Source organism: Bradyrhizobium sp. (assembly GCF_028868675.1).
In the GTDB taxonomy this organism is placed as follows: domain Bacteria; phylum Pseudomonadota; class Alphaproteobacteria; order Rhizobiales; family Xanthobacteraceae; genus Bradyrhizobium.
Genome location: NZ_JAGWUA010000148.1, coordinates 1 through 12,078, shown reverse-complemented (window position 1 = coordinate 12,078; position 12,078 = coordinate 1). Strand labels below are relative to the sequence as shown.

Annotated in this window: 13 protein-coding genes; 7 read left to right on the top strand and 6 right to left on the bottom strand. The window is 66.5% G+C overall.

What is annotated here, in order from left to right; all coding sequences use genetic code 11:
* Positions 1 to 29 precede the first annotated feature (29 nt).
* Entirely contained in the window at positions 30 to 2,735 is a 2,706-nt protein-coding gene (gene acnA / locus KGM94_RS18040) for an aconitate hydratase AcnA (RefSeq protein WP_300262230.1), read from the bottom strand.
* A 241-nt stretch (positions 2,736 to 2,976) separates the two neighbouring features.
* Between acnA and ccmA the strand changes: the two genes are divergently transcribed.
* From ccmA to KGM94_RS18015, 5 genes are all read left to right on the top strand, one after another.
* On the top strand, positions 2,977 to 3,579 hold the full coding sequence (gene ccmA, locus KGM94_RS18035; RefSeq protein WP_300262227.1) for a heme ABC exporter ATP-binding protein CcmA: 603 nt from the start codon (positions 2,977 to 2,979) through the stop codon (positions 3,577 to 3,579).
* Complete coding sequence (gene ccmB / locus KGM94_RS18030) at positions 3,576 to 4,244, top strand: heme exporter protein CcmB (protein WP_300262225.1); 669 nt, start codon at positions 3,576 to 3,578, stop codon at positions 4,242 to 4,244. The genes ccmA and ccmB overlap by 4 nt, the downstream gene beginning before the upstream one ends.
* Positions 4,245 to 4,320: 76 nt before the next feature.
* A complete protein-coding gene (locus tag KGM94_RS18025; RefSeq protein WP_300262221.1) occupies positions 4,321 to 5,112 on the top strand; it encodes a heme ABC transporter permease in 792 nt (263 codons plus the stop codon).
* Between the two features lies 1 nt (position 5,113).
* On the top strand, positions 5,114 to 5,293 hold the full coding sequence (gene ccmD, locus KGM94_RS18020) for a heme exporter protein CcmD (RefSeq protein WP_300262218.1): 180 nt from the start codon (positions 5,114 to 5,116) through the stop codon (positions 5,291 to 5,293).
* Entirely contained in the window at positions 5,290 to 5,883 is a 594-nt protein-coding gene (locus tag KGM94_RS18015) for a DsbE family thiol:disulfide interchange protein (protein ID WP_300262215.1), read from the top strand. Before ccmD ends, KGM94_RS18015 begins: the two co-directional genes overlap by 4 nt.
* A gap of 106 nt (positions 5,884 to 5,989) precedes the next feature.
* On the opposite strand, the gene KGM94_RS18010 is transcribed toward KGM94_RS18015, so the two are convergent.
* Both KGM94_RS18010 and ftsY read right to left on the bottom strand, forming a co-directional pair.
* Positions 5,990 to 6,592 (bottom strand): septation protein A, encoded by a 603-nt coding sequence (locus KGM94_RS18010; RefSeq protein WP_300262212.1) that lies wholly within the window; start codon positions 6,590 to 6,592, stop codon positions 5,990 to 5,992.
* 1 nt (position 6,593) lies between these two features.
* Positions 6,594 to 7,541 carry a signal recognition particle-docking protein FtsY gene (gene ftsY / locus KGM94_RS18005; RefSeq protein ID WP_300262209.1) on the bottom strand — a complete coding sequence of 316 codons (948 nt, stop codon included), beginning with the start codon at positions 7,539 to 7,541 and terminating at the stop codon, positions 6,594 to 6,596.
* 47 nt (positions 7,542 to 7,588) lie between these two features.
* Between ftsY and KGM94_RS18000 the strand changes: the two genes are divergently transcribed.
* Together KGM94_RS18000 and KGM94_RS17995 are read left to right on the top strand one after the other, a co-directional pair.
* Positions 7,589 to 8,290 (top strand): RluA family pseudouridine synthase, encoded by a 702-nt coding sequence (locus KGM94_RS18000; protein ID WP_300262206.1) that lies wholly within the window; start codon positions 7,589 to 7,591, stop codon positions 8,288 to 8,290.
* A 104-nt stretch (positions 8,291 to 8,394) separates the two neighbouring features.
* A complete protein-coding gene (locus tag KGM94_RS17995; RefSeq protein ID WP_300262202.1) occupies positions 8,395 to 9,504 on the top strand; it encodes a DUF2336 domain-containing protein in 1,110 nt (369 codons plus the stop codon).
* A 60-nt stretch (positions 9,505 to 9,564) separates the two neighbouring features.
* On the opposite strand, the gene mtaB is transcribed toward KGM94_RS17995, so the two are convergent.
* The 3 genes from mtaB to KGM94_RS17980 form a co-directional block, all read right to left on the bottom strand.
* Positions 9,565 to 10,818, bottom strand: coding sequence for a tRNA (N(6)-L-threonylcarbamoyladenosine(37)-C(2))-methylthiotransferase MtaB (gene mtaB / locus KGM94_RS17990; RefSeq protein ID WP_300262197.1), 1,254 nt, complete (start codon positions 10,816 to 10,818; stop codon positions 9,565 to 9,567).
* Positions 10,818 to 11,690 carry a diaminopimelate epimerase gene (dapF, locus tag KGM94_RS17985; protein WP_300262194.1) on the bottom strand — a complete coding sequence of 291 codons (873 nt, stop codon included), beginning with the start codon at positions 11,688 to 11,690 and terminating at the stop codon, positions 10,818 to 10,820. The genes mtaB and dapF overlap by 1 nt, the downstream gene beginning before the upstream one ends.
* A gap of 54 nt (positions 11,691 to 11,744) precedes the next feature.
* Positions 11,745 to 12,078 (bottom strand): hypothetical protein (locus KGM94_RS17980; protein WP_300262191.1); only part of this gene is annotated, 334 nt, incomplete at its 5' end.

Here is a 12,078-nt window from a genome sequence, read left to right as displayed (position 1 = left end):
CTCACTTCGCGGTGAGCGGTTAAGCCGCCTCAGGCAGCGAGCTGCCGCAGGACGTATTGCAGAATGCCGCCGTTCTTGAAGTATTCGAGCTCGTCGAGCGTGTCGATGCGGCAGATCAGCGGCACGCGCTTGAGCGTCCCGTCGCCCATCACGATCTCGGCGATCAGCCGCTGGCGCGGCTTGAGCTCGCCGCCGAGCCCGCGAATGGTGACTTGCTCGTCGCCCTTCAGGCCCAGCGACTGCCAGGACGTACCCTCCTCGAACACGAGCGGCAGCACGCCCATGCCGATGAGGTTCGAGCGGTGGATGCGCTCGAAGGACTGGCACACCACGGCGCGGATGCCGAGCAGCACCGAGCCCTTGGCCGCCCAGTCGCGCGAGGAGCCGGTGCCGTATTCCTTGCCGGCGAACACCACCAGCGGCACCTTGTCCTGCTTGTACTTCATCGCCGCGTCGTATATCGGCATGCGCTGCTTCGACGGATAGTGCATCGTCACGCCGCCTTCGACGCCCGGCACCATCTGGTTCTTGATGCGGATGTTGGCGAAGGTGCCGCGCATCATCACTTCATGGTTGCCGCGGCGCGTGCCGTACTGGTTGAAGTCGGCCGGGCGCACCTGATGCTCGGACAGATACTTGCCGGCAGGCGAGGTCAGCTTGATCGAGCCCGCGGGCGAGATGTGGTCGGTGGTGATCTTGTCGCCGAACATCGCCAGAATCCGCGCGTCGACCACGTCGATGACGGGATCGGGCTGCTTCTTCATGCCCTCGAAATAGGGCGGGTTCTGCACATAGGTCGACGACATGTTCCAGCGATAGGTCTCGCTGTCAGTGGTCTTGATCTTGCGCCAGTTGGTATCGCCCTTGAACACGTCGGCATAGCGCTTCTTGAAGATCGACGCGGTCACGAACTTCTTCATGAAGGCGTTGATGTCCTTGCTCGTCGGCCAGATGTCCTTCAGGTAGACCGGCTTGCCGTCCTTGCCCTCGCCGAGCGGCTCGGTGGCGAGGTTCTTGGTTACGCTGCCTGCGAGCGCGTAGGCCACGACCAGCGGCGGCGAGGCGAGATAATTCGCCTGCACGTCCGGCGAGACGCGGCCCTCGAAATTGCGGTTGCCGGAGAGCACGGCGGCGGCGACGATGCCGCTGTCGTTGATGGTCTTGGATATCTCCTCCGGCAGCGGACCGGAATTGCCGATGCAGGTGGTGCAGCCGAAGCCCACCAGGTTGAAGCCGACCTTGTCGAGGTCGGGCTGCAGGCCGGCATTGGCGAGATACTCCGCGACCACCTGGCTGCCCGGGGCGAGCGAGGTCTTCACCCACGGTTTCGCCTTCAGGCCCTTCTTGGCTGCGTTGCGCGCGAGCAAGCCCGCGCCGATCAACACGCTCGGATTGGAGGTGTTGGTGCAGGAGGTGATCGCGGCGATCACGACGTCGCCGTGGCCGAGGTCGAAATTCTTGCCTTCGACTGCGTAACGCTTGCCGGCGTCATCGGCCTTCTTGTACTCGCTGCCGAGCGCGAGCGAGAAGCCGTCGGCGACCGACGGCAGTGCGATGCGCCCCTCGGGACGCTTCGGGCCGGCCATCGAGGGCACGACGTCGGCGAGGTCGAGGGTCAGCGTCTCCGAGAACACCGGATCGGCCGACTTGGCGGTGCGGAACAGGCCTTGCGCCTTGGTATAGGCCTGCACCAGCGCGACGCGCGCCGTGGCGCGGCCGGAGGTCTTGAGATAGTCGATGGCGGCGGCATCGACCGGGAAGAAGCCGCAGGTCGCGCCGTACTCGGGCGCCATGTTGGCGATCGTCGCCTTGTCGGCCACGGAGAGGTGATCGAGGCCGGGGCCGAAGAACTCGACGAACTTGCCGACCACGCCGAGCTTGCGCAGCATCTGCGTCACGGTCAGCACGAGGTCGGTCGCGGTGACGCCTTCCTTCAGCGCGCCCTTCAGCTTGAAGCCGACCACGTTCGGCAGCAGCATCGACAGCGGCTGGCCGAGCATGCAGGCTTCCGCCTCGATGCCGCCGACGCCCCAGCCGAGCACGGCGAGACCGTTGACCATGGTGGTGTGGGAGTCGGTGCCGACCAGCGAGTCGGGGTAAGCCACCTCGAACGTGCCGGTCTTCTTGCCGACCGTCATCTTCTCCTTCCTGGTCCAGACCGTCTGCGCCAGATATTCGAGATTGACCTGGTGGCAGATGCCGGTGCCGGGCGGCACGACGGAGAAGTTCGAGAACGCCTTCTGGCCCCATTTCAGGAACTCGTAGCGCTCCTGGTTCTGCTTGTATTCCTCGGTGACGTTCTTGGCGAAGGCCTTGTTGTCGCCGAAGAAGTTCACGATCACGGAGTGGTCGATGACGAGATCGACCGGCACCAGCGGGTTGATCTTCTCGGCGTCGCCGCCGAGCTTCTGCATCGCGTTGCGCATTGCGGCGAGGTCGACCACGGCCGGAACGCCGGTGAAGTCCTGCATCAGCACGCGCGCCGGGCGGAACGCGATCTCATGCTCCAGGGACTTCTTGCGCAGCCATTTGGACACTGCGACGATGTCGCCCTTCTTGACCGAGCGACCGTCCTCGTTGCGCAAGAGATTCTCGAGCAGCACCTTCATCGAATAGGGAAGCCTGGAGATTCCCTTCAGACCATTCTTCTCGGCGGTGGGCAGGCTGTAATAGACGTAAGTCTTGGCGCCGACCTTGAGGGTTTTTTTGCAATTGAAGCTGTCGAGCGAGGTCATGTAAGGAAATCCCGATTGTTCGTGATACCCGTCTGAGGGTATTTCAACACCGTCAGCGAATCCAGCTTGGGCCGCTTGCAGGAGCGGGTTGAGTGCTGCATCAAGTTCCGGGCTTATAGAAGCTTTCTAACTGCACCGCCACACCGACTATCGTGCTGCAGCAATCGGGGAGCCACAAATTCTGATGCGCTACCCCAAGATTTCCTAAGGGCGCATTTTGAGGGCGTTGAGAACGAACGACATGCAGCTCTCGGGGCGCGGGATCAGATGCGTGCGGGGCGGCCGCGAGATCTTTGCCGGCCTCGACTTCGAGGCGGCCTCCGGCGAGGCGCTGGCCGTGGTCGGCCGTAACGGATCCGGCAAGACCTCGCTGTTGCGGCTGATTGCCGGGCTCCTCGTCCCGGCCGGCGGCGCGATCGAGCTGGCCGGAGGCGACGGCGAGCTGACGCTGCCCGAGCAATGCCACTATCTCGGCCATCGCGACGCCCTGAAGCCGGCGCTGAGCGTTCAGGAAAACCTCACGTTCTGGGCCGATTTCCTCGGCGGCGAGCGGGGCGATGCAAACTTGAGCCTGTCGACCGTCGGTCTCGACCACGCCACCCATCTGCCGGCGGCGTTCCTGTCGGCCGGCCAGCGGCGGCGGTTGTCGCTGGCCCGCCTGCTCACGATCCGCCGCCCGGTCTGGCTGCTGGACGAGCCGACCACGGCGCTCGATACCGCCGGGCAGGACATGTTTTGCGGCCTGATGCGCGACCACCTCGCCCGCGGCGGCCTGATCATCGCTGCCACCCACGCCCCCCTCGGCATCGATGCGCGGGAGCTGCGGATCGGGAGGCCGGCATGACCGCGCTTGGCGCCTTGATTCGGCGGGACGTCAGGATCGCGCTGCGGGTCGGCGGCGGGGCGCTGATCGGCGTGCTGTTCTTCCTGACCGTCGTAGTGCTGATGCCGTTCGCGGTCGGGCCCGATCTCAACCTGCTCTCGCGGCTGGGACCTGCGATCCTGTGGCTCGGCGCGCTGCTGGCGAGCCTGCTGACGCTCGACCGGCTGTTCATGGCCGACCATGACGACGGCTCGCTCGACCTCATCACCATGAGCCGGACGCCGCTGGAACTCGCCTGCGCGGCAAAAGCCCTGGCGCACTGGCTCGCGGCCGGGCTGCCGCTGATCGTCGCAACCCCCGTGCTCGGGCTCTTGCTCAATCTCGACATGGTCGCGACCGGCGCCGTGGCCCTGACGCTGCTGGCGGGCACGCCGGCCCTGACCTTCACCGGCATGATCGGCGCGGCGCTTGCCGTGACCCTGCATCGCGGCGGCCTGCTGATGGCGGTCCTGGTGCTGCCGCTGTCGATCCCGGTGCTGATCTTCGGCGTGGCGGCCTCCAATGCCGTGATCGTCGGCCCGACACCGTTCGGCGCGCCGTTCTCGATCCTCTGCGCGCTGTCGCTGGTCAGCTTCGTGATCGGCCCGCTGGCCGCCGCGGCCAGCCTCAGGCACGGGCTGGATTGACCTTGACCCCGATCAACTTTCGCTGCGCGCTTCTGTGCTGATTGCGTGGGCGGCCTTCCGTGATTATCAGGTGACCATGTCGCTGATCGACCTCGCCAACCCCTCGCGCTTCCTCGCGCTGACCGCGCGCGTGCTGCCATGGCTCGCGGCCGCGACCGTCATCCTGCTGGCGCTCGGCCTCTACCAGGCCTCGCTGGCGCCCGACGACTACCAGCAGGGCGCGACCGTGAAGATCATGTTCATCCACGTCCCCAACGCATGGCTGTCGATGCTCGTCTGGGGGGTGATGAGCGTGGCTTCGCTCGGCACGCTGGTGTGGCGGCATCCGCTCGCCGACGTCGCGGCGAAGGCCGCCGCCCCGATCGGGGCGTCCTTCACCTTCCTCGCGCTGCTGACGGGCTCGCTGTGGGGCCGGCCGATGTGGGGCACCTATTGGGAATGGGACGCGCGGCTGACCTCGGTGCTGATCCTGTTCCTGATGTATCTCGGCCTGATGGCGCTGTGGCGCGCGGTCGAGGACCCCTCGCGCGCCGCGCGCGCGGCCGCCGTGCTGACGCTGGTCGGCGCGATCAACCTGCCGATCATCAAGTTCTCCGTCGACTGGTGGAACACGCTGCACCAGCCGGCTTCGGTGATGCGGATGGGCGGCTCGACGCTCGACAAGTCGTTCCTGATTCCGCTGCTGGTGATGGCGACCGCGTTCACGCTCCTGTTCCTCACCCTGCACCTGGCGGCGATGCGCAACGAGATTTTGCGCCGCCGCGTCCGTTCCCTGCAGATGATGCAGGCCAGCCGCATCGCGTTTTCGAGCGAAGCCGGCACCGGTTCCCGTGACGGAAGCGCGTCAAGAGAAATTGGGGCCACCTGACATGTCGCTCGGTCCCTACGCCTCCTTCATCCTCACATCCTATCTTGCCGTGGCCGCCGTGGTCGCGATCCTGATCGTCTGGGTCGTGATCGACCATCGCACCCAGCAGCAGCGCCTGCGCGAGCTGGAGGAGAGCGGCATCACGCGGCGCTCGGGCAAGAGCGCGACGGATACGAGATGAGCGAACCTGCAAGCTCCGCACCCGCGCCGCGCCGCACCTTCCTGATGGTGCTGCCGCTGCTCGCCTTCCTCGGGCTCGCGGCGCTGTTCTGGTTCCGGCTCGGCAGCGGCGATCCCTCGCGCATCCCCTCCGCGTTGATCGGCAGGCCGGCACCGCAGACCGTGCTGCCGCAGCTCGAAGGCCTGCAAGCCGACGGCGCGCAAGTGCCCGGGCTCGATCCCGCCGCCCTCAACGGCAAGGTCAGCCTGGTCAACGTGTGGGCCTCCTGGTGCGTGCCCTGCCATGACGAGGCGCCGCTGCTCACCGACCTCGCCGCCGACACGCGGGTGCAGATGGTCGGCATCAATTACAAGGACGCGCCCGACAACGCGCGCCGCTTTCTCGGCCGCTACGGCAATCCGTTCGTGCGCGTCGGCGCCGACCCCAACGGCCGCGCCTCGATCGAATGGGGCGTCTACGGCGTGCCGGAGACGTTCATCGTAGGGCGCGACGGCAAGATCGCCTACAAGCTGGTCGGCCCGATCACGCCGGACAACATCAAGGCGGTGCTGAGGCCGGAAATCGAGAAGGCGTTGAAGGCGGGGAGCTGACTGCGATTGTCATTGCGAGCGAAGCGAAGCAATCCAGACTACCTCCTAGGTGACATTCTGGATTGCTTCGTCGCCTCGCTCCTAGCAATGACAGGCTGGGAAAGCGTTACTTCTTCCTGACGTCGCCCGCCTCGGCCTCGCTGGTTTCCAGCGACACCGGCTCGAGGTGATGGCGCTTCGTCAGCGGCATCTGCAGGATCGCGAAGATCATGGTCAGCGGCACCGCGCCGAACACCTTGAAGTTCACCCAGGTGTCCGTGCTCTGGGTGCGCCAGATGACTTCGTTCAGGATCGCCATGCCGAGGAAGAACAGTGCCCAGCGCAAGGTGAGGATGCGCCAGCCCTGCGGCGTCAGGTTGAACACCTGGTCGAACATGACGGCGATGAAGGAGCGGCCGAACAGCAGGCCGCCACCGAGGATCGCGGCGAACAGGCCGTAGATGATGGTCGGCTTGACCTTGATGAAGGTCTCGTCGTGCAGCACCAGCGTCAGCGTGCCGAACACCAGCACGATCACGCCGGTCACGATCGCCATGACCGGTATGTGCCGCGTCACCACGTAGGAGGCGATCATCGCCGCCACGATTGCGACCATGAAGGCCGCGGTCGCGGCGAACAGCTGAAACTTCGCATTGACGACGAAGAACACGATCAGCGGACCGAGTTCGGTCGCGAGCTTGAACAGCGGATGCGGCTGGGTCTTGTCCATCTCAACTCTCGATTCCGGCGATGGCGCGGGCGAAATCGCGCGCGGTGAACGGCGCGAGATCGTCGACGCCCTCGCCGACGCCGATGAAATGCACCGGCAATTTGAATTTTTCGGCGAGCGCCACCAAAATGCCGCCGCGCGCGGTGCCGTCGAGCTTGGTCATCACGAGGCCGGTGACGCCCGCGGTGCGGTGGAAGGCCTCGACCTGCGACAGCGCGTTCTGGCCGACGGTGGCGTCGAGCACCAGCAGCACCGCATGCGGCGCGCCGGCATCCACTTTCCGGATCACGCGCACGACCTTCTCGAGCTCGTTCATCAGCTCCGCCTTGTTCTGCAGCCGGCCGGCGGTGTCGATCAGCAGCACGTCGATCGCCTGCTCCCGCGCGGCCGTCAGCGCGTTGAAGGCGAGACTTGCGGAATCCGAGCCCTGCGCGCCCGCGACCACCGGCGTCTTCGTGCGCTCGCCCCACACCTTCAACTGCTCGATCGCCGCCGCACGAAACGTGTCGCCGGCCGCCAGCATCACCTTGCGGCCTTCGGCGGCGAACTTTGCCGAGAGCTTGCCGATGGTCGTGGTCTTGCCGGAGCCGTTGACGCCGACCACGAGGATGACGAATGGCTTCTTGCCCGCGGCGATCTCGAGCGGTCGCGCCACCGGCGCCAGGACTTTCTCGACCTCGGCCGCGACGACGTCCTTGACCTCGTCGGCCGAGATTGCCTTGTCATAGCGGCCGGCGCCGACCGCGTCGGCGATGCGCACCGAGACCTCGGTTCCGAGATCGGCGCGCAGCAGGACATCCTCGATGTCGTCGAGCATGGCGCGGTCGAGCTTGCGCTTGGTGACGAGATCGGCGACCGCGCTGCCGAGCGAGGACGACGTGCGCTTCAGCCCGTTGGACAGGCGGCGCCACCAGCTCAATTTGGGGGTCTCGGACGTGGTATCGTTCATGGTCGCGGTGTGTTAGCCGTTCCGGCCCATAAACGAAAGTCTTGCAATTGCTCGATGTTCCCGAACTGACCGCCGACGAAATCCTGGCGCGCGTGCTCCATCGCGACGGATTGATGCTGGTGATCGACAAGCCGGCCGGCCTTCCCGTGCATCGCGGGCCGAAGGGCGGCGCCAATCTGGAATCATCCTTCGAGGCGCTGCGATTCGGCCTGCCGCGCCCGCCGGTGCTGGCCCACCGGCTGGACAAGGACACCTCCGGTTGCCTGGTGCTCGGCCGCCACCGCAAGGCCACCGCCTCCCTCGGCCTGTTGTTCAAGCACGGCAAGATCGGCAAGACCTATTGGGCCGTGGTCGAGGGCGGGCCGACCGATGCCGAAGGCACCATCGACCTGCCGCTCGGCCGCCTCAATGTCGAACGCGGCTGGTGGCAGAAGCCGGATCCCGACGGGCAGAAGGCCGTCACCAACTGGAAGGTGCTTGGCCGGGGTGACGGCCTCACCTGGCTCGCCATGGAGCCCGTCACCGGGCGCACGCATCAATTGCGCGTGCATTGCGCCGCACAGGGCTGGCCGATCGTCGGCGACAACATCTATGGCAACGGTCCTCGCTTCGGCGAACCGCGCCTGCATCTGCATTCGCGCGAGATCGTGGTGCCGATTTCCCGGAACAAGGAGCCCGTACGCGTGACGGCGCCGGCGCCGGCCCATATGCACGAACGCCTGAGGGCGTGCGGCTGGACCAAAGACTAGCTTCGCGCCGCAAAGTCGAGCGGCATGCTTAACGCTCCGTTCAGCCTTGCCTCGCTAAAGTGCGGATTGCTTAGAACAAGCATCCCACAGGGCTCAGGACGAGCATGCCGCAGGCCGAGCAAGCGATCATCGACGAGGTCGAAGCCGCAATCCGCACCGGCTCGGCGGAGAAGGGCCTGGATACCGCCAGGCGCGTCACCGATCTGTTCCTCGCCTCGGCCGGCAGCTTCAACGACGAGCAGATCGAGCTGTTCGATCATGTGCTCGAGCGCCTGATCAAGACGATCGAGCTGCGCGCCATCGCCGACGTCGCCGCGCGCATTGCGCTCGCCGAGATCAGCGTCCAGCTCGCACCGGTCGCCCAGGCTCCGCCCTCGGTCATGCGCCGCCTCGCCGGCAACGACGAGATTCGCATTGCGGCTCCGGTCCTGCAGGAATCGGCGCGCCTCAGCGACGAGGATCTGGTTCACCTCGCAGGCGCAAAGAGCGAGCAGCATCTGCTCGCCATCGCCGGCCGGTGGTGGCTCAAGGAGATCGTCACCGACGCGCTGCTCATGCGCCGCTATCCGTCCGTCTGCCGGCGGATCGCCGGCAATCCCGGCGCGCGGCTTTCCGCCAAGGGATTTTCTCTCCTGATCGCGCAGGCCGAGGCCGACCCCGAGCTGGCCGTCAGCGTCGGCATCCGCGTCGACCTGCCGGCGGACTTGCGCCGCCAATTGCTGAGCTCGGCGACGGAAGCCGTTCGTACGCGCCTGTTGGCGCGCGCGCCGCGCCATCTGTTCGAGGATATCAAGAACGCGATCGCCTCGGTCGCGGCCGGCACCGAGCGGGAGATGTCGGGATTGCGCGATTTCGCCGGCGCCAAGCGGGCCATCGCGAAGCTGAAGGAGAGCGGCCAGCTCAACGAAGCGACGCTGCTCAACTTCGCCCGGCAACGGCGCTATGAGGAGACCGTCGCCGCACTGGCGCAGTTGTCGCAGTCTTCCATCGAGGTCATTCGTCCGCTGATGCAGAGCCTGCGCGACGACGGCCTGCTGGTGCCCTGCAAGGCGGCGCAATTGAGCTGGGAGACGACCGGCGCCGTTCTCGAATGCCGCTACGCCACTGGCTCGATGCGGCCTGCGGATCTCGCCAAGGCTAAGAACAATTTTGCCCGCATGACGACCGAAAACGCCCGCCGCACGCTGCGGTTCTGGCAGGTGCGGATGGGCTGAGGGTTGTCCTGACGAACGTGCTCCCACGCAGTCATTGTGAGAGCAAACGGCGACGCCGACCTAGACAGTCAGCCGCTCGCCGTCGTGGCCGCCGATCCGGAGCGGCCGCACGTCGCCCACCCGAGCGCCCGCAATCGCAACCGGCAGATAGTGCTCGGTGCGGCCCTGGCTGGCGCTCTCGATCAGCACGTCGCGCGTCGCGCCGATTTCGGCCTCGAGCCGCCGCCGCAAGGCCGCCTCACCTGCCTCGCGCAGGCGTCTTGCGCGCTCCTTGATGACCGGGCTTGCGACCTGCGGCATCCGCGCCGCCGGCGTGCCCGGGCGCGGCGAATAGGGGAAGACGTGCAGGAAGGTGAGGCCACACTCCCCGACGAGGTCGAGCGAGCGCGCGTACATGTCCTCCGTCTCGGTCGGAAAGCCTACGATGATGTCGGCGCCGAACGCGACGTCCGGCCGCAGCCGCCGCACTTGGTCGCAGAAGGCGATCGCATCGCGCCGCGAATGCCGGCGCTTCATGCGCTTGAGGATCATGTCGTCGCCCGCCTGCAACGACAGGTGCAGATGCGGCATCAGGCGCGCATCGTTGGCGACGGCGTCGAGCAGGTCGAAATCCGCCTCGATCGAATCGATCGAGGAGATGCGCAGGCGCTTCAGCTCCGGCACGTGCCGCAAAATCTGCTTGGTCAGCGTGCCAAGTTTCGGCGCGCCCGGCAGGTCGGCGCCGTAGCTCGTGAGATCGACGCCCGTGAGCACGATCTCGGCGTGGCCGCGCTCGGCCAGCGCCCGGACCTGATCCACCACTGCGCCCATCGGCACCGAGCGCGAATTGCCGCGGCCGAACGGGATGATGCAGAAGGTGCAGCGATGGTCGCAGCCGTTCTGCACCTGCACGAACACGCGCGGCACGCCGGCAGCAAAACCGTCGACGAGATGCGGCGCCATCTCCCTCACCGCCATGATGTCGCTGACCGCGACCTTCTCGGCCGCGCCGGCATCGAACGCCATGCGCGCCGCGCGCCAAGCGTGCCCGTGCATCTTGTCGTCATTGCCGAGGACGCGGTCGACCTCGGCCATGCCTGCGAACATCTCGCTTTGCGTCTGCGCCGCGCAGCCGGTGACGACGATGCGCGCCCCCGGGCGCTCGCGCTTCAGCTTGCGGATCGACTGCCGGGCCTGCGCCACCGCCTCGTTGGTGACCGCGCAGCTGTTGATGACGATGGTGTCGGGAAGGCCCGCGTCTTCCGCCTCGCGGCGGATCACCTCGGATTCGAAGGCGTTGAGGCGGCAGCCGAAGGTGACGACCTCGACGCCCATCACGCGACCGAGGCGAACAGCGCCGGGTCGAAGGTGCCCTCATACTCGAAGGTCGCCGTGCCCGTCATCAGCACGTGGTCGTCGCGCTCGCGCCATTCGATGCCGAGCTTGCCGCCGGGCAGCGTGATCTCCACGTTGCGATTGGCGCGCTTGAGCCGGGCCGCGGCAACCGCCGTCGCACAGGCCGCCGAGCCGCAGGCCCTGGTGAGGCCGGCGCCGCGCTCCCAGGTACGGATGGTGATGTGGTCGCGGTCGACGATATGGGCGAGCGTGATGTTGGCCCGCTCCGGAAAGATCGGATGATTTTCCAGCAGCGGCCCGAAGCGGCCGAGATCGTAGGCGTCGACGTCGTCGACCCAGAAGATCGCGTGCGGATTGCCCATGCTCACCGCGGAGGGCGAATGCAGGACCGGATTGTCGATCGGCCCGATCTGCAGCTCGATGTAGCGGGTGTCGCGAAACTCCTCCGCCAGCGGGATGTCCTGCCAGCCGAATTTCGGCGCGCCCATGTCGACCGTATAGAGATCGGGCGCGGGTCCCTGCCAGCAATTGAGCAGGCCCGCCGGGGTCTCGAAGGTGACGGCCGTCTGCCCAGTCTTCTCGAAGATGCGGCGCACCACGCAGCGCATGCCGTTGCCGCAGGCGCCGGCCTCCGAGCCGTCGTTGTTGTAGATGCGGATGAAGGCTTCGGTGCCCTCCAGGCGCGGCTTCTGCAGCACCATGAGCTGGTCATAGGCCACGCCCTTGGGGGAAGCGACGGCACGAGCGTCGTCCGGCGTGACGGGAGCCGCGGTATCGCGCATGTCGACGACGACGATCTCGTTGCCGATGCCGTTCATCTTGGCAAATGCGTGGTTGGCGAGCGCGCTCATGAAACGTCCCGAATTTGGCCTGCCTTATATGGTGATCATCGGCGGCTTGACCAGTCATTTGGCGTTCATCCGGCATGGCGCATCTGTCATGGGACGAAAGCGGCCCTCGCATGTTAGAACGGCGCGTTTCGCGCGAACCGGGACGCGCGGCCTGCGCAGATGCCCGATGTGGCCTTGAACCAGGGCTCTTCTTGGATAATGGCTCTTGGAGACGACCAGAATGAACCGCCCCCTCCGCTTCCGTCGCACCCTGGCTGTCCTGATCCCGGCGGCGGTCCTTTCGTTCGGACTGTCGAGCGGCTTATCGAGCGGCTTATCGAGCGCCTTGGCGCAATCGCCGAGCCCGTCGCCGGCGGCTTCCGCCAGCCCCTCGCCCGAACCATCGGCC

Excerpts from the sequence above, each read along its gene's own strand:
- acnA (WP_300262230.1), bottom strand. The coding sequence starts at position 2,735 with ATGACCTCGCTCGACAGCTTCAATTGCAAAAAAACCCTCAAGGTCGGC.
- ccmA (WP_300262227.1), top strand. The coding sequence starts at position 2,977 with ATGCAGCTCTCGGGGCGCGGGATCAGATGCGTGCGGGGCGGCCGCGAG.
- ccmB (WP_300262225.1), top strand. The coding sequence starts at position 3,576 with ATGACCGCGCTTGGCGCCTTGATTCGGCGGGACGTCAGGATCGCGCTG.
- KGM94_RS18025 (WP_300262221.1), top strand. The coding sequence starts at position 4,321 with ATGTCGCTGATCGACCTCGCCAACCCCTCGCGCTTCCTCGCGCTGACC.
- ccmD (WP_300262218.1), top strand. The coding sequence starts at position 5,114 with ATGTCGCTCGGTCCCTACGCCTCCTTCATCCTCACATCCTATCTTGCC.
- KGM94_RS18015 (WP_300262215.1), top strand. The coding sequence starts at position 5,290 with ATGAGCGAACCTGCAAGCTCCGCACCCGCGCCGCGCCGCACCTTCCTG.
- KGM94_RS18010 (WP_300262212.1), bottom strand. The coding sequence starts at position 6,592 with ATGGACAAGACCCAGCCGCATCCGCTGTTCAAGCTCGCGACCGAACTC.
- ftsY (WP_300262209.1), bottom strand. The coding sequence starts at position 7,541 with ATGAACGATACCACGTCCGAGACCCCCAAATTGAGCTGGTGGCGCCGC.
- KGM94_RS17995 (WP_300262202.1), top strand. The coding sequence starts at position 8,395 with ATGCCGCAGGCCGAGCAAGCGATCATCGACGAGGTCGAAGCCGCAATC.
- mtaB (WP_300262197.1), bottom strand. The coding sequence starts at position 10,818 with ATGGGCGTCGAGGTCGTCACCTTCGGCTGCCGCCTCAACGCCTTCGAA.
- dapF (WP_300262194.1), bottom strand. The coding sequence starts at position 11,690 with ATGAGCGCGCTCGCCAACCACGCATTTGCCAAGATGAACGGCATCGGC.